The organism is Rahnella sp. P4_A8 (assembly GCF_056402435.1).
On sequence record NZ_JBFUHK010000029.1, the window covers coordinates 15,730 to 35,666 of the forward strand.

General features: G+C 53.2%; 23 protein-coding genes. 13 read left to right on the plus strand and 10 right to left on the minus strand.

Annotation, left to right across the window (positions count from 1 at the left end; translation table 11 throughout):
- The 9 genes from AC1DUO_RS15105 to AC1DUO_RS15145 all read left to right on the plus strand — a co-directional run bounded on the left by AC1DUO_RS15105 (position 1) and on the right by AC1DUO_RS15145 (position 7,208).
- The gene (locus AC1DUO_RS15105; RefSeq protein WP_477987808.1) at positions 1-531 is read left to right on the plus strand and encodes a tail fiber assembly protein; all 531 of its coding nucleotides are present in this window, start codon (positions 1-3) and stop codon (positions 529-531) included.
- A 93-nt stretch (positions 532-624) separates the two neighbouring features.
- Positions 625-765, plus strand: a complete 141-nt coding sequence (locus AC1DUO_RS15110; RefSeq protein ID WP_477987809.1) for a hypothetical protein — start codon at positions 625-627, stop codon at positions 763-765.
- Positions 766-924: 159 nt separating this feature from the next.
- Positions 925-2,094: a phage tail sheath protein gene (locus tag AC1DUO_RS15115; protein ID WP_477987810.1), complete on the plus strand. Its 1,170-nt coding sequence runs from the start codon at positions 925-927 to the stop codon at positions 2,092-2,094.
- Between the two features lie 13 nt (positions 2,095-2,107).
- The gene (locus AC1DUO_RS15120; RefSeq protein WP_113876562.1) at positions 2,108-2,617 is read left to right on the plus strand and encodes a phage major tail tube protein; all 510 of its coding nucleotides are present in this window, start codon (positions 2,108-2,110) and stop codon (positions 2,615-2,617) included.
- A gap of 59 nt (positions 2,618-2,676) precedes the next feature.
- Positions 2,677-2,958: a phage tail assembly protein gene (locus AC1DUO_RS15125; RefSeq protein ID WP_477987813.1), complete on the plus strand. Its 282-nt coding sequence runs from the start codon at positions 2,677-2,679 to the stop codon at positions 2,956-2,958.
- A 32-nt stretch (positions 2,959-2,990) separates the two neighbouring features.
- On the plus strand, positions 2,991-3,113 hold the full coding sequence (locus AC1DUO_RS15130) for a GpE family phage tail protein (protein ID WP_112150974.1): 123 nt from the start codon (positions 2,991-2,993) through the stop codon (positions 3,111-3,113).
- Entirely contained in the window at positions 3,106-5,568 is a 2,463-nt protein-coding gene (locus AC1DUO_RS15135) for a phage tail tape measure protein (RefSeq protein ID WP_477987815.1), read from the plus strand. Before AC1DUO_RS15130 ends, AC1DUO_RS15135 begins: the two co-directional genes overlap by 8 nt.
- 12 nt (positions 5,569-5,580) lie before the next feature.
- On the plus strand, positions 5,581-6,051 hold the full coding sequence (locus tag AC1DUO_RS15140) for a phage tail protein (RefSeq protein WP_120132418.1): 471 nt from the start codon (positions 5,581-5,583) through the stop codon (positions 6,049-6,051).
- Positions 6,048-7,208, plus strand: coding sequence for a phage late control D family protein (locus AC1DUO_RS15145; protein WP_477987818.1), 1,161 nt, complete (start codon positions 6,048-6,050; stop codon positions 7,206-7,208). The genes AC1DUO_RS15140 and AC1DUO_RS15145 overlap by 4 nt, the downstream gene beginning before the upstream one ends.
- Positions 7,209-7,289: 81 nt before the next feature.
- Here the strand turns inward: AC1DUO_RS15145 and AC1DUO_RS15150 are convergent, their stop codons facing one another.
- Entirely contained in the window at positions 7,290-7,703 is a 414-nt protein-coding gene (locus AC1DUO_RS15150) for a GNAT family N-acetyltransferase (protein ID WP_477987819.1), read from the minus strand.
- A gap of 147 nt (positions 7,704-7,850) precedes the next feature.
- On the opposite strand from AC1DUO_RS15150, the gene AC1DUO_RS15155 reads away from it, so the two are divergent.
- Positions 7,851-8,072, plus strand: coding sequence for a DNA-binding transcriptional regulator (locus tag AC1DUO_RS15155; protein WP_072071578.1), 222 nt, complete (start codon positions 7,851-7,853; stop codon positions 8,070-8,072).
- Positions 8,073-8,215: 143 nt separating this feature from the next.
- A complete protein-coding gene (locus tag AC1DUO_RS15160; protein ID WP_477987821.1) occupies positions 8,216-9,271 on the plus strand; it encodes a phage integrase in 1,056 nt (351 codons plus the stop codon).
- Positions 9,272-9,585: 314 nt separating this feature from the next.
- Here AC1DUO_RS15160 and AC1DUO_RS15165 read toward each other — a convergent pair whose 3' ends face one another.
- The 4 genes from AC1DUO_RS15165 to ftnA all read right to left on the minus strand — a co-directional run bounded on the left by AC1DUO_RS15165 (position 9,586) and on the right by ftnA (position 11,892).
- Complete coding sequence (locus tag AC1DUO_RS15165) at positions 9,586-9,921, minus strand: YebY family protein (protein ID WP_013576173.1); 336 nt, start codon at positions 9,919-9,921, stop codon at positions 9,586-9,588.
- A gap of 51 nt (positions 9,922-9,972) precedes the next feature.
- Positions 9,973-10,857 (minus strand): copper homeostasis membrane protein CopD, encoded by an 885-nt coding sequence (gene copD, locus AC1DUO_RS15170; protein ID WP_037037430.1) that lies wholly within the window; start codon positions 10,855-10,857, stop codon positions 9,973-9,975.
- Positions 10,858-10,860: 3 nt separating this feature from the next.
- Complete coding sequence (copC, locus tag AC1DUO_RS15175) at positions 10,861-11,247, minus strand: copper homeostasis periplasmic binding protein CopC (RefSeq protein WP_369794827.1); 387 nt, start codon at positions 11,245-11,247, stop codon at positions 10,861-10,863.
- Positions 11,248-11,385: 138 nt separating this feature from the next.
- Positions 11,386-11,892: a non-heme ferritin gene (ftnA, locus tag AC1DUO_RS15180; protein ID WP_013576176.1), complete on the minus strand. Its 507-nt coding sequence runs from the start codon at positions 11,890-11,892 to the stop codon at positions 11,386-11,388.
- A 406-nt stretch (positions 11,893-12,298) separates the two neighbouring features.
- On the opposite strand from ftnA, the gene AC1DUO_RS15185 reads away from it, so the two are divergent.
- On the plus strand, positions 12,299-12,529 hold the full coding sequence (locus AC1DUO_RS15185; RefSeq protein ID WP_013576177.1) for a DNA polymerase III subunit theta: 231 nt from the start codon (positions 12,299-12,301) through the stop codon (positions 12,527-12,529).
- Positions 12,530-12,548: 19 nt separating this feature from the next.
- Here the strand turns inward: AC1DUO_RS15185 and pip are convergent, their stop codons facing one another.
- The 4 genes from pip to dbpA all read right to left on the minus strand — a co-directional run bounded on the left by pip (position 12,549) and on the right by dbpA (position 18,082).
- Complete coding sequence (gene pip, locus AC1DUO_RS15190) at positions 12,549-13,505, minus strand: prolyl aminopeptidase (RefSeq protein ID WP_013576178.1); 957 nt, start codon at positions 13,503-13,505, stop codon at positions 12,549-12,551.
- Between the two features lie 496 nt (positions 13,506-14,001).
- Positions 14,002-16,041: a S9 family peptidase gene (locus tag AC1DUO_RS15195; protein ID WP_119261802.1), complete on the minus strand. Its 2,040-nt coding sequence runs from the start codon at positions 16,039-16,041 to the stop codon at positions 14,002-14,004.
- Between the two features lie 131 nt (positions 16,042-16,172).
- Complete coding sequence (yebF, locus tag AC1DUO_RS15200) at positions 16,173-16,538, minus strand: protein YebF (protein ID WP_112152152.1); 366 nt, start codon at positions 16,536-16,538, stop codon at positions 16,173-16,175.
- A gap of 161 nt (positions 16,539-16,699) precedes the next feature.
- Complete coding sequence (gene dbpA, locus AC1DUO_RS15205; RefSeq protein WP_013576182.1) at positions 16,700-18,082, minus strand: ATP-dependent RNA helicase DbpA; 1,383 nt, start codon at positions 18,080-18,082, stop codon at positions 16,700-16,702.
- Between the two features lie 250 nt (positions 18,083-18,332).
- On the opposite strand from dbpA, the gene purT reads away from it, so the two are divergent.
- Complete coding sequence (gene purT / locus AC1DUO_RS15210; protein ID WP_119261803.1) at positions 18,333-19,511, plus strand: formate-dependent phosphoribosylglycinamide formyltransferase; 1,179 nt, start codon at positions 18,333-18,335, stop codon at positions 19,509-19,511.
- A 90-nt stretch (positions 19,512-19,601) separates the two neighbouring features.
- Here purT and AC1DUO_RS15215 read toward each other — a convergent pair whose 3' ends face one another.
- Entirely contained in the window at positions 19,602-19,784 is a 183-nt protein-coding gene (locus AC1DUO_RS15215; protein ID WP_013576184.1) for a YoaH family protein, read from the minus strand.
- Between the last annotated feature and the right edge of the window lie 153 nt (positions 19,785-19,937).

Consider the following 19,937-nt stretch of genomic DNA (forward strand, 5'->3'; position numbering starts at 1 on the left):
ATGATTACTTTCAAAAATATCAAAATGACTAAACAGGTTTTAGAAGATGGCTTGCCGCTGCCGGTGCTTTATTTTGAAGATGAGAACGGCATGGACTGGTACGAACTGCGGGATCGGGAATGGCAGGGAGAAAACTGTTTTATCGCCGTCGGCGCTGACGGGTTTATTTCCACCTGGGCGGATAATCCCAACTTTCTAACGCTGTCCGAAGGCGTCAGCGTTTATGAAGTTGATACCGCTGCGTTGCCGGAGGATATCAGCACGCTGCCGTATCGCTACGAAGACGGTCAGTTTATTCCATTCTTGCAGCCCGCTTCTGAGCTTGCAGGGCAAAGGAAAAGCGTACTGCTCAGCCAGGCCGCCGCTGCCATTGCCCCGTTGCAGGATGCGGTTGATATTGATGACGTGACTGATGCGGAACGGGCGAGCCTGCAAGCCTGGAAGAAATTCCGCGTTGCGCTGAACCGGCTGGATTTATCCGCTGCGCCCGATATCGACTGGCCTGCTGTTCCTGAACAGATTGATCGCTGAAAACGATCAATTACGGATAATTGATCTGTAGTAACTATTTGATAGCTGTCCGCAAATGCCCAACGATAACCGCAGACAATTTTGGAGGATGAAATGGAATTAAACAAAGAGGAAGCGGAGATTATCGCGGGCTTTCTGGCGGCGAACTGGTCAGCCTTATCACAGGTTGCTGAGGAAGTGATGACGGTCAGCGCCCTGCACCGGCTGGCTGAAAAGTTGGGGCTGGAAAACTAGCGCCCCCGCTTTTCAAATCTATAGACGACTGCCCCCCTGAGGGGCTTTTTTGTATCTGATCTTCACCACGTTGTGCCATTCCTCACACACCCTGCCCGCCGTGCCTGCGCGTACACAACACGCGATGATTGACGTCACCCCAATCACAGGAAAAACACCATGGCTGATTATCATCACGGTGTGCGCGTTGTTGAAATCAATGACGGCACCCGCGTTATCTCCACCGTTTCCACCGCCATCATCGGGATGGTCTGCACCGCAGAAGATGCGGACGCCGACGCGTTCCCGCTCGATACGCCGGTGCTTATCACCAACGTACTGACCGCCGCAGGCAAGGCCGGGAAAACCGGCACGCTCCGCGCCTCCCTGATGGCAATCGCCAACCAGGCGAAACCCGTTGTCGTCGTTGTGCGCGTCGCAGTGGGCGAAACCGAAGCGGAAACCACCTCCAACATCATCGGCGGTTCGGACGAAACCGGCATGTATACCGGCATGAAAGCGCTGCTTTCCGCGCAAACTGAACTCGGCGTAAAGCCGCGCATTCTCGGCGTGCCTGGCCTTGATAATCTGGAGGTCGCGACGGCGCTCGGTGCCGTCTGTCAGCAGCTGCGCGCCTTTGGCTACGTCAGTGCGTACGGCTGTAAAACCGTATCCGATGCCATCAAGTACCGCGAGAATTTCAGCCAGCGTGAGCTGATGGTTGTCTGGCCTGATTTCGTGTCCTGGAACACCACCACCAACGCCAGCGAAACCGCCCCCGCGACGGCTTACGCGCTCGGCCTGCGTGCCAAAATCGACGCGGAAACCGGCTGGCATAAAACGCTTTCTAACGTCGGCATCAACGGCGTCACCGGCCTGTCTGCCAGCGTGTACTGGGATTTGCAGACCACCGGCACCGATGCCGACCTGCTGAATCAGGCGTGCGTGACCACGCTTATCCGCAAAGACGGCTTTAAGTTTTGGGGGCAGCGCACCTGCTCTGACGATCCGCTGTTCCTGTTTGAGAACTACACCCGCACCGCGCAGGTGCTGGCGGACACCATGGCAGAAGCGCACCTGTGGGCGATGGACAGGCCAATGACCCCGACGCTTATCAAAGACATGATTGCGGGCATTAACGCCAAGCTGCGCGAAATGAAATCTGCCGGTCTGATCATTGATGGTTCCTGCTGGTATGACCCCGAAGCCAACACCGTCGAAACCCTAAAAGCGGGCAAGCTGTTCATTGATTATGACTATACGCCGGTGCCGCCGCTGGAAGATTTAACCCTGCGTCAGCGCATCACCGATCAGTACCTGGCGAAGTTTGCCACCTCCATCAATAGCTAAGAGGCGCTAAAACATGGCACTACCTAAGAAACTGAAATATCTGAACCTGTTTAACGACGGGAACAGCTACCTCGGCATGGTCAGCGCGCTGACGCTGCCGAAACTCACCCGCAAGCTGGAGAACTATCGCGGCGGCGGCATGACCGGTTCGGCCTCGATTGATTTCGGCCTGGACGACGACGCGCTGACCTTTGAGTGGACGGTGGGCGGGCTGGATGAACTGGTGCTCAAACAGTGGGGCGCAGTGGATGCCGTGCCGCTGCGCTTTGCCGGTTCCTTCCAGCGTGACGACACCGGCGACACCTCCGCCGTGGAAGTCACCCTGCGCGGACGCCATAAAGAAATGGATTTTGGCGAGTACAAACAGGGGGAAGACACAGAAACCAAAATCACTACCCAATGCACCTATTTCAAACTCACGATTGACGGCAAAGACGTGATTGAAGTCGATACCGTGAACATGGTGGAAATCGTCGGCGGCGTTGACCGCGTGGCGGAGCACCGCAAAAACATTGGCCTGTAATCCGTAACCCGCGCCGGACTCCGGCGCAAAACCTCACCTTTTGAATAAGAGACACCGCTATGTCAGAACAGAATGAAAACCTCGTTATCCTGGAAGAACCGATCAAACGCGGCGAAACCCTGATCACTCAGATTGAAATCATCAAACCGAACGCCGGACACCTGCGCGGGATTGGCCTGGCGGCGCTGGCGAATGCCGACGTTGACGCGCTGACCGTGATCCTGCCGCGCATAACCGTCCCGAACCTGACCACCCAGGACTGCAAAAGCCTGCACCTGCCCGACCTGATTGCCATGGCGGGCAAGGTGATTGGTTTTTTATCGCCGAAATCGGAGCAGTAAAACCTCCTGCGGCACTGACCGTTGATGACCTGATGGCGGACGTGGCGGTGATTTTTCACTGGCCGCCGTCAGAACTGAACCCGATGACGCTGACCGAGCTGCTGGTGTGGCGTCATAAGGCCATGCAGCGCAGCGGAGCCACCGACAGTGAGTAACTTAAAGTTAGAGGTGTTGTTAAAGGCTGTTGACCAGGCGACCCGCCCGTTTAAAGCGGTGCAGAACGCCAGTAAGGCGCTGTCCGGAGATATCCGGAACTCACAGAACACGCTCAAAGACCTGAACGCCCAGGCCGGAAAGATTGACGGTTTCAGGAAATCCAGCGCGCAGCTTGCCGTCACCGGTCAGAAACTTAAAGATGCCAAAGCAGAAGCGGCGGCGCTGGCTATCCAGTTCAGAAACACCGCCAATCCGACCCGCGCCCAGGCGCAGGCGATGGAGTCCGCGAAACGCACCGCCGCGCAGTTACAGACCCAGTTCAACGGGCTGCGGCAGTCGGTGCAGCGTCAGCGCACGGAACTCAGCCAGGCGGGCATCAGTACGCGCACGCTGTCTGACTCTGAGCGCCGCCTGAAAACCTCCATCAGCGAAACCACCGCGCAGCTCAACCGGCAGCGCGGATCCCTGGCACGCGTCAGCGCGCAGCAGGCCAAACTCAACGCCGTGAAAGGCCGGTATCAGGCGGGCAAACAGTTTGCCGGTAGCGTGACAGGTGCGGGGGCGGCGGGCGTCGGGATTGCGGCGGCGGGTACGGTAGCCGGTGCCGGGCTGCTTATGCCCGGATTTAACTTTGCGCAGAAAAACTCTGAATTGCAGGCGACGCTCGGGCTGGAAAAAGACTCTGCCGATATGACCGCGCTGCGCACCCAGGCGCRACAGCTCGGCGACAACACCGCTGCGTCTGCCGACGATGCCGCCGCCGCGCAAATCATTGTCGCCAAATCGGGCGCGGACAAGGACGGCATTCTGGCGGCGACGCCGACCATCCTGAATCTGTCCCTGGCAAACAAGCGCACCATGGAGGAAAACGCCACCCTGCTGATGGGCGTGAAATCCGCGTTCGGCATGACCAATGACACCGTTTCACATATTGGTGATGTGCTTTCCACGGCCATGAATAAGTCTGCCGCCACCTTTGAAGGGCTGTCCGACACCATGACTTACGCCGCACCGGTGGCGAAACAGGCCGGGATCAGTGTCGAAGAAACGGCGGCGATGGCTGCCGCCCTGGCAGATGCCAAAATCACTGGCTCAATGGCGGGCACCGGTGCCCGCGCGGTTATTACCCGTTTACAAGCTCCGACAGGCACAGCGGCGGCCGCATTGGGTGAACTCAAGGTAAAAACGGCGGACAGCAAAGGCAACATGCGCCCGCTGTTTACCATTCTGAAAGAAATGCAAAAGAGCTTTGATAAAAACAAGCTCGGTACCTCACAGCGTGCGCAGTACATGAAAGCCATCTTTGGCGAGGAAGCCAGTTCGGCGGCGGCGGTGCTAATGGGTGATGCCTCTTCCGGTAAGCTCGACAAACTTAGCCAGGCGCTCAAAACCTCAGACGGGAAAACCAAGGCGCTTGTGGAGGTAATGCAGGACAACCTCGGCGGCGACTTTAAAGAATTTCAGTCGGCCTATGAGGCCGTCGGGACTGACCTGTTTGATCAGCAGGATTCCTCCCTGCGCAAACTGGTGCAAACCGCCACCGGCTACGTGCTGAAACTCGATAAGTGGATTGTGAACAATAAAGCCCTGGCGACGACGCTCGGTAAAATTGCGGGCGGTGCGCTGCTGATTATCGGTGCGCTCGGCGTCTTTGGTCTTGTGGCGGGTCCGGTTATGGGCGGTATCAATCTGATTATTGCCGCCGCCAGTATGCTCTGGACAATGCTCGGCACAATGGGCGCCGCCCTTGCCACCGTCATCGGCGGCCTGACGTGGCCGATTGTTGCCGTCGGCGTTGCGATTGTCGCCGGTGCGTTGCTTATCAGAAAATACTGGGAGCCGATCAGCGCCTTCTTTGCCGGAGTGGTCGAAGGGCTGGGGATTGCGTTCGCGCCGGTGAAAGAACTCTTTGCCCCGCTTAAACCTGTTTTTGACTGGTTAGGCGATAAGCTGAAAATGGTCTGGCAGTGGTTCAAAGACCTGATCGCGCCGGTGAAATCTACGCAGGAAACGCTGAACAACTGTAAGGATGTTGGCGTGATGTTCGGGCAGGCCATTGCCAACGCGCTGACCGCGCCGTTGCAGGCGTTCAATAAACTGCGTCAGGGCGTGGACTGGCTGCTGGAAAAGCTTGGCATCATCAAAGACGAATCAGCGGACATTGATAAAAACGCAGACAAAGCCGATCAGCGGTCAAAATCCGGTAGTGGTGCCGCACCTGATAATCATCCCCTGACTTTTGCCCCGCCTGTGGATGCGCTTATGGGTGCCAGCTATGCGCCCGTGTCAGCAGGCGGCGGACGCAGTTACGTCGATCGGAGTACGCACACCTATCAGATTTCAGCCGGTGCCGGTTTGGGTACCCAGGACACAAGCCGCCAGATCCGCGCCGAGCTGGAAGCCCGTGACCGCGCACGCGCTGCTCAACAACGTTCCCGCATGGATAATGATTAAGGAGATATCCGCATGATGTTAACGCTTGGTCTGTTTGTGTTTCAGTTGCAGACCGTCCCCTATCAAAGTTTGCAGCGCGACGTCGATTACCGCTGGCCTGCAAACAACCGCGTCGGCCTGCGTCCGCTGCCGCAGTTCCTCGGCGTGAATGAGGAGAAAATTACCCTGTCCGGCGTGCTGATGCCGGAAATCACCGGCGGACGGCTTTCCCTGATGGCACTGAACCTGATGGCTGACGAGGGCAAGGCGTGGCCTCTGCTGGAAGGCAGCGGCACCATTTACGGGATGTTCGTGGTGAACAGCGTCAGCGAAACCCACACGGAACATTTTTCCAACGGAGCCGCCCGCCGGATTGAATTCACGCTGACGCTGACCCGCGTGGATGAATCACTGGCGGCGATGTTCGGCGATATGAAAGCCCAGGCCGACGGGTTATTGAATCAGGCCGGTGGTTTAACCGGTCAGCTGGGAGGTCTGCTGTGATTACAGATATGACCATTGGCGCCGGTGCGCAGTTTGCGCCGGACTTCACGGTGACCGTCGGCGGCAAAGACATCACCCGGGACGTGAGCAACCGGCTGATTTCTCTGACGCTCACAGATAATCGTGGCTTTGAGGCTGACCAGCTCGACATCGAGCTGAGYGACACCGACGGCCTGCTGGAGATGCCTCCACGCGGCGCGGTGATTAATGTCGCGCTCGGCTGGAAAGGCCAGGCACTGACGAATAAAGGCGATTTTACCGTGGATGAGGTGGAGCACCGTGGAACGCCGGACACGCTGACCATCCGCGCCCGCAGTGCGGACTATCGCGGCAGCCTGAATTCACGCCGTGATAACTCTTATCACGACACGACGCTGGAAGCGGTGGTGTCCGCCGTGGCGGCGCGCAACAACCTCAAGCCCGCGATTGCTGAGCCGTTCAGGGGTGTGCCCGTGTCGCACATCGACCAGACGCAGGAAACGGACGCGAAATTTATCACCCGCCTGGCGGAGCTGAACGGCGCGGTTGTCGCCATCAAGGCGGGCAGCCTGCTGTTTATCAAACCAGGCGCGGCAAAGAGTGCCAGCGGGAAGCCCATCCCGCAGATGACGATTATCCGTAGCGATGGCGACGGGCATACGTTCAATATTGCTGACCGTGGGGCTTATACCGGCGTGTCGGCAAGCTGGCTGCATACCAAAGACCCGAAGCCGAAAAAGGTGAAAGTTCAGCGAAAACCGAAAGTGCAGTACCTGCGCGCCCTGCAACATCCGAAGGCAAAGAAGACCAGCACGAAGGTGCAGAAAACGCCGGAGGCGAAGGAAGGGGATTACCTGGCGGGCAGTGAAGACAATGTGTTTGCGCTTACCACCATTTACGCTACGCAAAAGGCCGCCATGCGGGCAGCTCAGGCGAAGTGGGACAAACTCCAGCGCGGTGTCGCCGAGTTCTCGATCTCCCTGGCTCGCGGGCGGGCGGATTTATTCCCTGAGACGCCGGTGGCGGTGTCCGGGTTTAAATCCGTGATCGACGCGCAGCCCTGGATAATCAGCAAGGTGACGCACAGCCTGGGCGGCAGTGGATTTGTGACGACGTTGAATCTGGAGGTGTTGCTGTCGGATGTGAATTACGAGGCGGCCGAGGATGATGGTTCCTAGACAACATTAGGGTTACAGCAATCAGGTATGTTCAATTCCATTGTAAAACCAGGGATTGAACATGCCTGCGGATAGGGAAAATTAAAGGATCTTTTTCATTGAAGGAGAAGTGTGGAAAATGAAATCATTTCTTTCATAGAAGGGAATTGCTTCTTTTCTTGCATCAAGAAAAACAAAATTCATCTCCCTGCTTTTAGCCTCACTGACAGCAAAATCAAGAAGTAACCTACCCGTTCCCGAATGGCGCTCATGCTCATCAACGACCAGATCATCAATATGCAGGTGAGAACCTCGTGCCAGCGTGTGTACAGGCCTTATGCCCATCACACCGATAATTCTTTCTTCGAGAACAGTAGCAACAAGCTCATACCCATTCAGAGTCTGAACTCTTACGCTTTTTAAAAATTCGTCTTTGGTGATATTTCTTAGCTGAGCAATGATCGGGAATGCGCTTTCCCACTCTGAAGGAAGTAATTTTTTAATCAGAATAGTCATAAAACATCCAATTCAATAAGCAGAGTTATTATTTATAGGATTGTTATTATTACGTTGCAATGTAAATCACTGTAATTTCGCATGTATGTTTTTCATCATAATATACAATGACCATATCTGATTAAAAATGATTACATGGTGATTATTATGATGCACTGCCCGAAATGCCAGCACGCAGCACATGCCCGTTCAAGCCGTTATCTGAGCATCAATACCAAAGAACGCTATCACCAGTGTCAGAACATTAACTGTAGTTGTACGTTCAAAACGCATGAGTCCATTGCGGACATCATTGTTGAACCTGGCACCGTTCATGCTGTTCAGTTGCATCCTGATAAACATAGTCAGCAGTCCCTTCAAATACACTAAGACTAAGACCAAGCCCGCGAAAGCGGGTTTTTCTATTACAGATTCAGTGGATTAATCCTCTTGCATGTATACGACTGACTAAATCAAACATTTACACTGGTTTTATATACAGTAGAATTCACATTCTCAAAAAGGAGGATGTGATGAGTGTAAGAAAACTGTCTACAGGCAAATGGTTATGTGAATGCTACCCGAACGGACGCGAGGGCAAGCGATGCCGCAGGCAGTTTGATTCCAAGGGTGAAGCCGTTTCTTTTGAAACTTACACCATGGAACAGGCGAAAAACAAACCCTGGCTGGGTGAGAAGGAAGACCGGCGGAAGCTGAGTGAACTGGTCGATCTCTGGTATAGCCTGCACGGCTGCTCTCTGAATGATAAAAAGGGACGGTTGGGAAAACTAAAGATTATCAGCGCGGGAATGGGCGATCCGATTGCCAGCACGATCACACCGAAGGACTGGGCGCACTATCGTGATCAGCGGCTGCGCGGCGAGATTGATAATGGCTACAGTACCAGTCTGGCGACCCGTAAAGTTTCTACCGGCACAGTGAACTGTGAGCATGCTTTTCTGCGGGCGGTGTTCAATGAACTGAAACGCCTGGGGGAATGGTCGTTACCTAACCCGCTGGAAAATATCCGCGAATTTGATCAGCCGGAACGTGAAATGGCATGGCTGACTCAGGAACAAATTCTGCTGCTCATGGCGGCATGTGAACAGCATGGAAATGATGAATTAACGCTTATCGTTAAAGTCTGCCTTTCGACCGGCGCACGCTGGAACGAGGCGGCCAAAATCAAAAGCTCGCAAATCTCCCCGTACAAACTCACCTTCATTAACACCAAAGGTAAAAAGAACCGTACCGTTCCCCTTTCCCGCCCTTTGTATGACGAACTGATCGCCCGTAAAGGTGCGCCCTTCTCGCCCTGCTATAAACAGTTCTATCGGGTGATCAGGCTGGCCGGTATCGAGCTGCCAGAAGGACAGATGACGCACGTTCTGCGGCATACGTTCGCCAGTCATTTCATGATGGCCGGTGGCAATATCATCGTGCTGCAACGCATCCTCGGGCACTCCGATATCCGGGTCACGATGCGCTATGCGCACTTCGCTCCAGATCACCTGGAAGACGCTATTCACCTGAATCCGCTGGCTCAAATTGGTGGCGACAAAGTGGCGGCAGAAAGTCCAAATGAGTAGCATTGAAGGTAACAGGAAGTGATGTAAGTGATTGTTTTGAAGATAAGTTATTGATTTAAGAAATGTTCAAAAAAAAGACCGAATACGATTCCTATATTCGGTCTAGGGAAATGGCTCTTGGGAGAGAGCCGTGCGCTAAAAGTTGGCATTAATGCAGGCGGTTAAGCCGTACAACTTAAAGAGTAGACGACAGATGACTATTTTCCACCCAGTTTGAAACATAGTGATAATAACAATGATGTATTATTTTCATTGTGTGACAACATACGCAAAACATGGGATTTACATCAGTCAATTATCGTCGGCACGGCTGTTCAGCAAAGCGACTGAGCTTTGGCAATAAAAGGGGCCAGACTCATTTTTTGCCCTGGGTTCTGCGGATCGTCCAGCCAGATTTTCTCCAGTGGCACAGCCTGAACCTGATGGTTTTTTACCTGCTCTTTCGCCACGTCATTGAGAGGATATTGCGCCAGCGTGCTGTCGTTAATCACATACAGCGCATTACCGGGGCGGCATTGCAGCATGACTTCTTCACGGGTAAAGGCCCAGGCTTTGCCGTATTGCAGACGGCTGATCGTTTCCAACTGGGGTGCCGCAAAGCTGCTGGCAGATAAGGTCAGCAGCACACAAGCTAGCAGTGTTTTCCTCATAATTTTTCCTCGGTGATATTAAATTTCCTGGTACTTATTCAGATAACCCGTTCAGCGCGGTGCCAGTGTGGCAAACACACTCACCAGCAGTAACACACCCAGCGCCAGCCCCCATTCGAGCCAGGTCATCATGATAAAATAGTGTTGTGCCCTGTCTGGCTCTTTACCCATTAAGGGCACCAGCCGGTAGCGGTTAAACACAGCGACAGCCACCATCATTCCTACCATGATCACTTTGACCACCAGCAGACACTGGTAAAGCGACGTCATATCCGTTGGCCAGCGCTGTAAAATAATGGCCGTGTTGATGATACCGGTGAGGATCACCAGCGCGACGGCGGCATGTCCCCAGAGCGAAAAACGGATAAGCGTGGCAATAGCATAAGGTCTTGCTGAAGGCTGTCGGGTATACCCCATACAGATCAGCAATGGCAGCAAACACCCGAACCAGTAGGCCGCGCTGAGCAGGTGCACCACATGATTCGTCCGCTGTACCAGCCCGGGCAGACCTTCATGCATCGCAGCATGGCCGACCAACGCCTGACTCATCAGTAAACCGCATGAGCACAGGAAGACCAGCATATTCCGCGCAGGCAGCCAGTCCATCAAAAGCACCAGCAACAGCGCGGCCGTCAGTAATAAATGCCAGCGCCAGACTTCACCAAATGCAGTGGTTAAAACCAGCAGCCAGACATTCAGATTCAGCGCATCACTCCAGCCGTTGCCCATCAGCGCAGCCTGAATCGCCAGCATACCGACCGAAGTGACCGCCGCAACCAGGGCGGAGCAAATCATCAGGGTCTGGTTTTTGCGCAACAACACGGCCGAGAAACCTGCAGGCGTCAGCAGCGAGCAGAAAACGCTCAGACCGAAGATTTGCATCAGCGAAGCAAAATGCATGAAGCGGCACAGAACAAACAGTGCAGTCAGACTCATCGTTTATTTAACGGTAAAACTGTACTGACCGTGCGTTTTGTGACCATCAACGGAGACAACGTTCCACGAAACAATGTATTTCCCCGCGCTCAACGCATCGGAAAGTGGCAGAACGGCCTGAGTATTGTCATTCGCTGCCAGCGTCATTTTGCCGGTTTTCACTGTTTTCTGGCTGGCGTCCGTCAGGGTAATTTTACTGAAATCAGGCTCGATCCCTTCACTGAAGCCGAGAGACAGTTCAGTCGGGCTGACGGTTAACACCGAATCCGCCGCCGGGGTTTCTGTTTTCAGATGGGCGTGAGCAGAAGCCTGCTGTGAGATAAATCCGCTCAGCAGAACGGCTGAGACTGCCAGGGCACGGCAAAGAGAAGTGGTTTTTTTGAACACGATAATTCCTTGGCTTGCTTAACGATGAATTTATAACGCCGTCACTTTAGCGCAAACCGCCACAAAACGTTTGCCAAAAAGGCATAAAAAAACGCAGAGGCGGAAGCACTCTGCGTTTTTGTGAACACCTCTGGCGGGAAATTAGCCTGCCGGAGTTTGCGTCACCATATTTTTGAGATCTTTATCCACGAAGAACAGGCCGTTACCGGTGTTGCTGACCAGCGCCAGTTTATCAAGGACTGATTTGAACAACGTCTCTTCTTCATGCTGTTCAGAAACGTACCACTGCAGGAAGTTGAAAGAAGAGTAATCTTTCAGCGTCATAGACAGATCAGCCAGTTCGTTGATTTTCTGGGTGATCAGCTGTTCATGCTCGTAAGTCTGTTTGAACAGATCAGTCAGGGATTCAAAAGCCACCGGCGGAGCGGCAATTGCGCCCAGCAAAGGCAGAGCACCCGTATCGCTGACGTATTTGAACAGGCGATGCATGTGGTCCATTTCTTCCATTGAATGCTGTTTAAGGAAAGCGGCGGCACCTTCGTAGCCTTTGTCGCTGCACCATGCACTCATCTGCAAATATAAATTGGCAGAATAAAACTCGAGGTTCAGCTGTTCATTAAGCTGATCAATCATTTCTTTTTTAAGCACGATACGGCTCCATAAATTGAATTAAGTCAGGTGGGCTGATTTATTTATCTGCATTATGCCCGCATCAACACAAAATAAATACACCTCATTCACATTAATATGCGCAGCAATAACAATTAATTTTAACATATTGATTTTAAATCATTTTATAAACCAATAAATATTCAACAATGATAATCATTAACATGTAATTCCCTATTAAAAGGAATCATTCTTATTTACGATATTAATTAACGTCGCCTTGTTGAATATAATTATCACTTCTGATTTGTGAATGGTTCTTATTTACTCCTGATAATTATCCGCATTCTTTGCCGGGCACAGGAACATAAAAGCCAAATCGCAACATTCACGCTGGCGCCTGCCTCGGGTACAATGTGGTAAAACGGATCATCGGGAAGCAGTTATGAGCATCAATCTGGCTGAAATCAGCAAAGAAGAAATGGATCGTATCAATGTCGATCTTGCGGCCTCAGCGGTGGCCTTTAAAGAACGCTACAACATGCCGGTTGTCGCTGAGATGGCGGAACGCGAACAGCCTGCGCATCTGCGCACCTATTTTCGTGAGCGGGTGATGTTCTATCGCGGGGAATCACATAAGTTCTCCCGCTTACCTTATGAGCCGAAGCAAAAGTAAACGGGAGTAGCAGGCAACGTTAGCGCCGGGCGGCGAAACGCTGGTTGGTGCGGATCAGTTGATCGAGAATGCCAGGCTCGTCGAACGAATGCCCTGCCCCTTCAATGATGTGCAACTCCGCTTCCGGCCATGCCTGCGCCAGATCCCAGGCATTTTGCACCTGGCAGGCCATATCATAACGGCCATGCACAATGACGGCCGGAATGTGGCGAATACGTGTGACATTTTTCAACAACTGGTCGTCACTTTCCAGAAAACCCAGATGTGTAAAATAGTGGTTTTCTATACGGGCAAACGCCAGCGCAAAATTGTCCTCACCAAAGGATGCCGAACCTTCCGCAGGCAACAGTGTCACGGTCTCCCCTTCCCACAGGCTCCAGATTTTAGCAGCCTCAAGCTGCACAGCGCGATCGCCGGAAGTCAGACGGGCCCGGTAAGAAGCAATCACGTCTTTACGCTCTTCATCCGACAGAATCGACAAAATACGTTGCCACTTTTCCGGGAAGAAGCGGGACGCGCCGTCCTGATAATACCAGGACAGTTCCTGCTTACGCAGCGTGAAGATTCCGCGCAGCACCATCTCGCTGACATGTTCAGGATGCGTCTCGGCATACGCCAGCGCCAGTGTTGAACCCCACGAGCCGCCGAACACCAGCCATTTGTCGACACCGGCCATTTTGCGCAAACGCTCGATATCCTCGACCAGATGCCAGGTTGTATTGTTTTCGAGACTGGCGTGAGGTTTTGAGCGTCCGCAGCCACGCTGGTCAAACAGCATGACGTCATAATCATTGGGATCAAACAACTGACGGTGTACCGATGAGCAGCCGCCGCCGGGTCCGCCGTGGAGAAATACTGCTGGCTTGCCTGCCGGGTTTCCGCTGCGTTCCCAGTAAATTTGGTGACCATCGCCGGTATCAAGCATGCCGCTGGCATAGGCTTCCCGTGGCGGATATAACCCTTTAAATTTTGGCATGACATTTCCTGTTCTATTCGGCCAGTGTATTGATTGATGTGCTTACATCTTCATAACAGCGCATCGGCTAGCCCGCCACAAGGTGTTATAAGCAAAAATCGTTATTTTGCATACCGTTCGCATACTTATCGCGCAATTTCACTTTCAGGCACGCCCGGCCCGCCTTAAAGCGGCCGTGCAAAGAGTGAAGAAAAACCTGCGAAGACACTTGCAACCGGAGCGAATTAAGCAGTAAATAGCAGAGCAACCCAATCCACCAGCTTTAAGAGAGGCAAATATGAGTAAAGGAATGGATAGCAAAAAGAATGCGAAGAAAAAACCACTGAAAACTCCGGCCGAAAAAAAGGCTGAGAAAAAAGCCAAGAAAGCTTCTGCCTGACAATGGACTTCGTAGAATAAACCCGCCGAGAGCGGGTTTTTTTTATTCTCCCCGTCCTACTTCGCGCTGCAGTGGCATTGGCTGCAACCCGAATTATTTAGGGGAAAGGTGTGATATTTAGTGCTTCGCTGCCAGCGCCAGCACAAAGGCATATTCCAGCGCGATATCTTCGTAGGCTTTGAAGCGTCCGGATTTACCGCCGTGCCCGGAATCCATATCGGTATGCATCAGCAACTGGTTATCATCGGTTTTAAGCTCGCGTAATTTTGCCACCCATTTTGCCGGCTCCCAGTATTGCACCTGCGAATCATGCAGTCCGGTGGTGACCAGCATATGCGGATATGCCTGCGCGCGAACCTGATCATATGGGCTGTATTGCAGCATATAGTCATAATACGCTTTGTCGTTCGGGTTGCCCCACTCGTCATATTCACCGGTGGTCAGTGGAATGGATTCATCAAGCATGGTGGTCAGCACGTCAACGAACGGCACCTGTGCCACAATGCCGCGATACAATTCTGGCGCCTGATTAATAATTGCGCCCATCAGCAAACCGCCTGCACTGCCGCCCATGGCGTAAACCTGCCCGGCGTCACCGTAGCCTTCAGCAACCAGTTCTTTGGTCACATCAATGAAGTCATGGAAAGTGTTGAGTTTGTTGAACAGTTTGCCATCGTCATACCATTGCTGGCCCAGCTCAGCGCCACCGCGGATGTGCGCCAGTACGAAAACAAATCCTCTGTCGAGTAAACTCAGACGGCTGCCACTGAACGCCGGATCCATACTGCTGCCATAGGAACCGTAACCGTAAACCAGTAACGGATTTTCATTCGGCTTAAACAGTTCGCGGCGATACACCAGTGACACCGGGACTTTCACGCCGTCACGTGCCGTAACCCAGACACGTTCGCTGCGATAATTTGCCGCATCAAAGTCTTTCACTTCCTGCTGCTTGAGCAGCGTACGGTCATGCGTATCCAGATCGAGTTCAAACAGCGAGCTCGGCATGGTCATGGAAGAATAACCATAACGCAGCAATGAGGTGTCCGGCTCCGGGTTGTACGCCAGCCAGGTGGTATAGGTCGGATCGTCAAACGCCAGCGATTTTTCCTCGCCAGTTTTCCAGTGGATCTGACGCAATTGCGTCAGCCCCTGATGACGTTCTTCCACCACCAGCCAGTCACGGAACAGGCTGAAGCCTTCAAGCATCACTTCAATACGCGGCGCAATCAGGGTCTGCCAGTTTGCTTCCACGCCATCTGCACTCTTATAAAGTCCGAAGTTTTTGCCATCTTTATTGGAGCGGATGTAGAAATGCCCGAGGTAATGATCGAGAGCGTATTCATGATCTTTACGGCGTGAGAGAAACACCTGCGGTTTTGCCTGCGGATCATCGGCATCCAGCAGCAGGATCTCGGAAGTCGTGGTGCTGTCGAGGTGGATCAGAATGTATTTTTCAGACGTGGTTTTATCCAGCCCGACGTAAAACGTGTCGTCTTTCTCTTCATACACCAGCGTGTCGGTCTTAGGATCAGTGCCGACCACGTGGCGATAAACCTGATACGGCAGCAACGTTTTCTTGTGTTTGCGCACGTAATACAGTGTCTGAGAATCGTTCGCCCATTCGCTGCTGCCGGAGGTGTTTTTCAGCAGATCGTCAGTCCAGGTTTCGTCATCAAGTTTTTTGATGCGGATGTCGTACTGACGGCGCGAAAGAAAGTCTTCCGCCACGGCCATCAGTTTGTTATCAGGGCTGATATCCAGACCGCCCAGCGTGTAAAATTCGCTGTCTCTGGCACGTTCATTGCCATCAATCAGCGTGCTCCAGTTTTCATGTTCCGCTGCGGGCTGACGCAGATAAAGGGCGTATTCGTTGCCCGGTTCATAGCGGGTCTGATAACGATAGCCATGTTTCACGTAGGGAACGGAATGATCCTGTTGCGCAATACGCGCAACCATTTCGCCATACAGGGTTTCACGCAGCGCCTGATGCGGTTGCATGGCCTGTTCGGTATATTGGTTTTCAGCGCTCAGATACGCCAGAACCTGAGGATCGGCGCGGTCATCATCACGCAGCCAGTAATAGTTATCGACGCGGTCATCGCCGTGTACGCTCAGGGTTTGCGGGCGTTTTTCAGCCTTTGGAGGTGTCATCATCTCGGGATCTCTTTGTCCTCTTTGCGGTGTGACAAGAGTGACAGGTTTAGGCAGGGAAACCAAGAGACGTCAATGCAGGGAAATAATGCGTCCGCTAAGAAATAACGGACGCAATCGGAAGTGCAGAAAGGCTATACCGGCGTGCTGTAGCTGATTTCGCCGATCTGGCAGTTGAGGGTCACCTGATAGGTTTTATCAGTGTGATCACCGCGCACTTTTAGCGGGATATTCCATCTGGCGTTATTGCCGCTGATGCTGTCAGTCACCACCCACGCGACCGGTGTAGAAGTGCCGAGCACTTTTTTATCTGCATCCCAGCGCGGAATACGGTTTTGCAGGAAATCACGTTTAACCAGTGCTGCCACTTCATCTTTTGTGGCCGTGGAACAGGGTGTTACCGTTGCCGTTCTCACTTCAGGCTCATCGGCCTGTGCAACCTGGCTCAGACCACTCATTCCTGCAACGGCCATCAAAACGCCCAAGATTATCTTTTTCATCGTTCGTCTTCCCAGTCTTTGTCGTTCATTCAGTTGACCTTGCCGGACAATATCCCTACATAAGGCAAGGTCATCGCTTGCGTTAGATAATATAATCCTCAACAAGGCAATAACACAACATTAACAATAAGACGACCAATGCAAAGCGATAATAAACCCGGTTAACGCAAGATAATGGCTTTGCAATTCTTGCCTTTAATTTTCCCTTCCTGCAAACGTTGCAGCGCTTTCTTAGCGCTCTTCTGACGAATCGCCACATAAGCATGAACCGGGAACATATCGATTTTACCAACTTCAGCTGCGGTCAGCCCGGCGTCACCGGTCAGCGCGCCCAGAATATCGCCGGGACGGATTTTGGCTTTACGGCCGCCATCGATGCATAACGTTGCCATTTCAGGATCAAGCGCCACCGGGGCGGCGGCCAGTGCCTGCGCTGCAGGCTGCCAGGTAAACCGCTGGCGGGTGTAATCTTCCAGCGCCGTTACACGCGGCATTTCCTGCGGTGTCACGAGGCTGACGGCCAGGCCACTGGTGCCCGCACGACCGGTACGGCCCACGCGGTGAACGTGAACTTCCGGGTCGAAAGACAGCTCGTAATTAATGACCAGGCCGAGCTGTTTAATGTCCAGCCCGCGTGCCGCAACATCTGTCGCCACCAGTACGCGGCAACTGCCGTTGGAGAAACGCACCAGTACGCGGTCGCGGTCACGCTGCTCGAGGTCGCCGTTCAGCGCCAGCGCACTGATGCCTTTCGCCTTCAGGTCATCACAAACATCCTGACAGTCACGTTTGGTGTTACAGAACACCACACAGGAAGTCGGCTGATACTGATACAGCACCGCGGCCAGCAGCGATAAGCGCTGATGTTTGTCGGCTTCGATGAAAATCTGCCTGATATCAGCAATGTCATCTTCGCCTTCGATTTCTACCTTCAGCGGCTGACGCTGAAATTTAGAACTGATGCGCTCAATGCCGTCCGGATACGTCGCGGAGAACAGCAGCGTCTGGCGATCCTGCGGCGTATAACTGACGACATCTTCGATATCTTCGCTAAAGCCCATATCCAGCATGCGGTCCGCTTCATCCAGCACCAGTACTTTCAGTTCGTCCAGTTTCAGCGTGCCTTTACGCAGATGCTCTTGAATACGGCCCGGCGTACCCACCACAATGTGCGGCGGATGGACCAGCGATTCAAGCTGTGGCCCGATTGCCTGGCCACCGCACAGGGTCAGAATTTTGATGTTTTGGGTAAAACGCGCCAGACGGCGTAATTCTTTGCTGACCTGATCGGCCAGTTCGCGGGTCGGACACAATACCAGCGCCTGAGCGACGAACTGTGAAACGGTAATGCTGTTCAGTAAACCGATACCGAAAGCGGCTGTTTTACCGCTGCCGGTTTTGGCTTTGGCGCGGACGTCCTGACCCAGCAGGATGGCAGGCAACGACGCTTCCTGAATCGGGGTCATTTCGGTGTAACCCAGTTCATTCAGGTTAGAAAGTTGCTCAACGGGTAATGTCAGGGCAGAAAAGGAATGCGTGCTCAAGGGCGATAACTCTTTATGTGAGGCAAAAATCGGGACAGCGGCAGGAAGCCTGACGCCATGGTTTGAGTAAATGATAACAGAGACGCCCGCAGACTGCCTTAAACGGCAGAAAACAGGCTGAAAAAATCCTGCTTTTATTCCCGCTTAAATTTATCAACAGCACTGCGCAATCGTTTTCGTCGACAATAATTTCAGATATACTGCGCGCCGAAATTCCTATTTTCCTTCACACAGATCTGGGTACGAAGCTATGTTAACCATTGGTACTGCACTGCGCACTGGCGCCACCCGCGTCATGTTATTAGGCTCCGGCGAACTGGGCAAAGAAGTGGCGATTGAATGCCAGCGACTGGGTCTGGAAGTGATCGCCGTTGATCGCTACGCCGATGCACCCGCGATGCAGGTCGCCCATCGCAGCCATGTCATTAACATGCTGGATGGCGATGCACTGAAACAGGTTATCGAAAGCGAACACCCTGATTTTATCGTGCCGGAAATCGAAGCGATTGCCACCAGCATGCTGGTCGAGCTGGAAAAACAGGGTCACAACGTCGTGCCTTGTGCTGAAGCGACACGCCTGACCATGAACCGCGAAGGCATCCGTCGTCTGGCTGCCGAAACGCTGAAGCTGCCTACTTCCACTTATCAGTTTGCCGATGATGAAGCGGCTGTCCGTGAGGCGATCGACGCCATCGGCTATCCGTGCATTATCAAACCGGTGATGAGCTCTTCCGGTAAAGGTCAGAGCCTGATCCGCAGTGCCGATCAGTTACAGGCGGCATGGGATTATGCCCAGCAAGGTGGCCGTGCTGGCGGCGGACGTGTCATCGTTGAAGGTCTGGTGAAGTTTGATTTTGAAATCACCCTGCTGACGATCAGCGGCGTTGATGGTATTCATTTCTGTGCGCCAATCGGACACCGTCAGGAAGACGGTGATTACCGCGAATCCTGGCAGCCACAGCAGATGACAGACCTTGCATTGCAGCGCGCCAAAGACATCGCAGAGAAAGTGGTGAAAGCGTTGGGCGGTAAAGGCCTGTTTGGCGTTGAACTGTTTGTTTGTGGTGATGAAGTGATCTTCAGCGAAGTGTCACCTCGCCCGCACGACACCGGGATGGTAACGCTGATTTCTCAGGATTTATCAGAGTTCGCCCTGCATGTGCGCGCATTCCTCGGTCTGCCGGTGGGCAATATCCGCCTGTTCGGCCCTTCCGCTTCTGCCGTAATCCTGCCGGAACTGACCAGCAACAACGTGACGTTTACCGGCCTGGAAAACGCACTGACCGGTTACAACCAGATCCGTCTGTTCGGTAAGCCGGAAATCAGTGGTAAGCGCCGTCTTGGCGTAGCGCTGGCGACGGCGGACAACGTTGAAGACGCCGTGGAACAGGCCAAACAGGCAGCGGCGGCAGTGGTGGTTAAAGGCTAATCCATTCCTGACGCTGAGATGAAAAAAAACCGGACGCCTGAAAAGAGTCCGGTTTTTCTTTGCAGCAAAGGGAAACTGCGGAGCAACGTTTTATTCGTCGTCTTCGTCATCAAAAATGACGGTCACACGGTCACCTTTATGCGTTTCGCGGATTTCTTCTGCAACGGTCGCAATGGCTTCGCCGCTGCTCATGCCGTTTTCCATTAACTGGCGGATACGATCGGCGGCCTGTTCTTGTTCGTGATGTGATAATGAAGGCATACCTGTCAGCATGGGAGTGTCCTGTTGTACGGGTGATAATAAAAAGCCCGCGCAGTGCGGGGTTGCACAGTATACGCCTTATTCACGCAAATCGCCTGCGCTGCTTTCAGGCAGCCCGATCTGTGTTAGGATCCTGAAAAATAGTCACTGCGCCAGAGAAACTCA

Bases quoted from the DNA above. Each gene is read 5' to 3' on its own strand.
- AC1DUO_RS15185 (WP_013576177.1), top strand. From the start codon at position 12,299: ATGAGCATCAATCTGGCTGAAATCAGCAAAGAAGAAATGGATCGTATC.
- AC1DUO_RS15195 (WP_119261802.1), bottom strand. From the start codon at position 16,041: ATGATGACACCTCCAAAGGCTGAAAAACGCCCGCAAACCCTGAGCGTA.
- yebF (WP_112152152.1), bottom strand. From the start codon at position 16,538: ATGAAAAAGATAATCTTGGGCGTTTTGATGGCCGTTGCAGGAATGAGT.
- pip (WP_013576178.1), bottom strand. From the start codon at position 13,505: ATGCCAAAATTTAAAGGGTTATATCCGCCACGGGAAGCCTATGCCAGC.
- AC1DUO_RS15140 (WP_120132418.1), top strand. From the start codon at position 5,581: ATGATGTTAACGCTTGGTCTGTTTGTGTTTCAGTTGCAGACCGTCCCC.
- purT (WP_119261803.1), top strand. From the start codon at position 18,333: ATGTTAACCATTGGTACTGCACTGCGCACTGGCGCCACCCGCGTCATG.
- AC1DUO_RS15150 (WP_477987819.1), bottom strand. From the start codon at position 7,703: ATGACTATTCTGATTAAAAAATTACTTCCTTCAGAGTGGGAAAGCGCA.
- AC1DUO_RS15120 (WP_113876562.1), top strand. From the start codon at position 2,108: ATGGCACTACCTAAGAAACTGAAATATCTGAACCTGTTTAACGACGGG.
- copD (WP_037037430.1), bottom strand. From the start codon at position 10,857: ATGAGTCTGACTGCACTGTTTGTTCTGTGCCGCTTCATGCATTTTGCT.
- AC1DUO_RS15115 (WP_477987810.1), top strand. From the start codon at position 925: ATGGCTGATTATCATCACGGTGTGCGCGTTGTTGAAATCAATGACGGC.
- AC1DUO_RS15165 (WP_013576173.1), bottom strand. From the start codon at position 9,921: ATGAGGAAAACACTGCTAGCTTGTGTGCTGCTGACCTTATCTGCCAGC.
- AC1DUO_RS15130 (WP_112150974.1), top strand. From the start codon at position 2,991: ATGGCGGACGTGGCGGTGATTTTTCACTGGCCGCCGTCAGAACTGAAC.
- AC1DUO_RS15160 (WP_477987821.1), top strand. From the start codon at position 8,216: ATGAGTGTAAGAAAACTGTCTACAGGCAAATGGTTATGTGAATGCTAC.
- AC1DUO_RS15125 (WP_477987813.1), top strand. From the start codon at position 2,677: ATGTCAGAACAGAATGAAAACCTCGTTATCCTGGAAGAACCGATCAAA.
- AC1DUO_RS15105 (WP_477987808.1), top strand. From the start codon at position 1: ATGATTACTTTCAAAAATATCAAAATGACTAAACAGGTTTTAGAAGAT.
- AC1DUO_RS15155 (WP_072071578.1), top strand. From the start codon at position 7,851: ATGATGCACTGCCCGAAATGCCAGCACGCAGCACATGCCCGTTCAAGC.
- AC1DUO_RS15110 (WP_477987809.1), top strand. From the start codon at position 625: ATGGAATTAAACAAAGAGGAAGCGGAGATTATCGCGGGCTTTCTGGCG.
- AC1DUO_RS15215 (WP_013576184.1), bottom strand. From the start codon at position 19,784: ATGCTGACAGGTATGCCTTCATTATCACATCACGAACAAGAACAGGCC.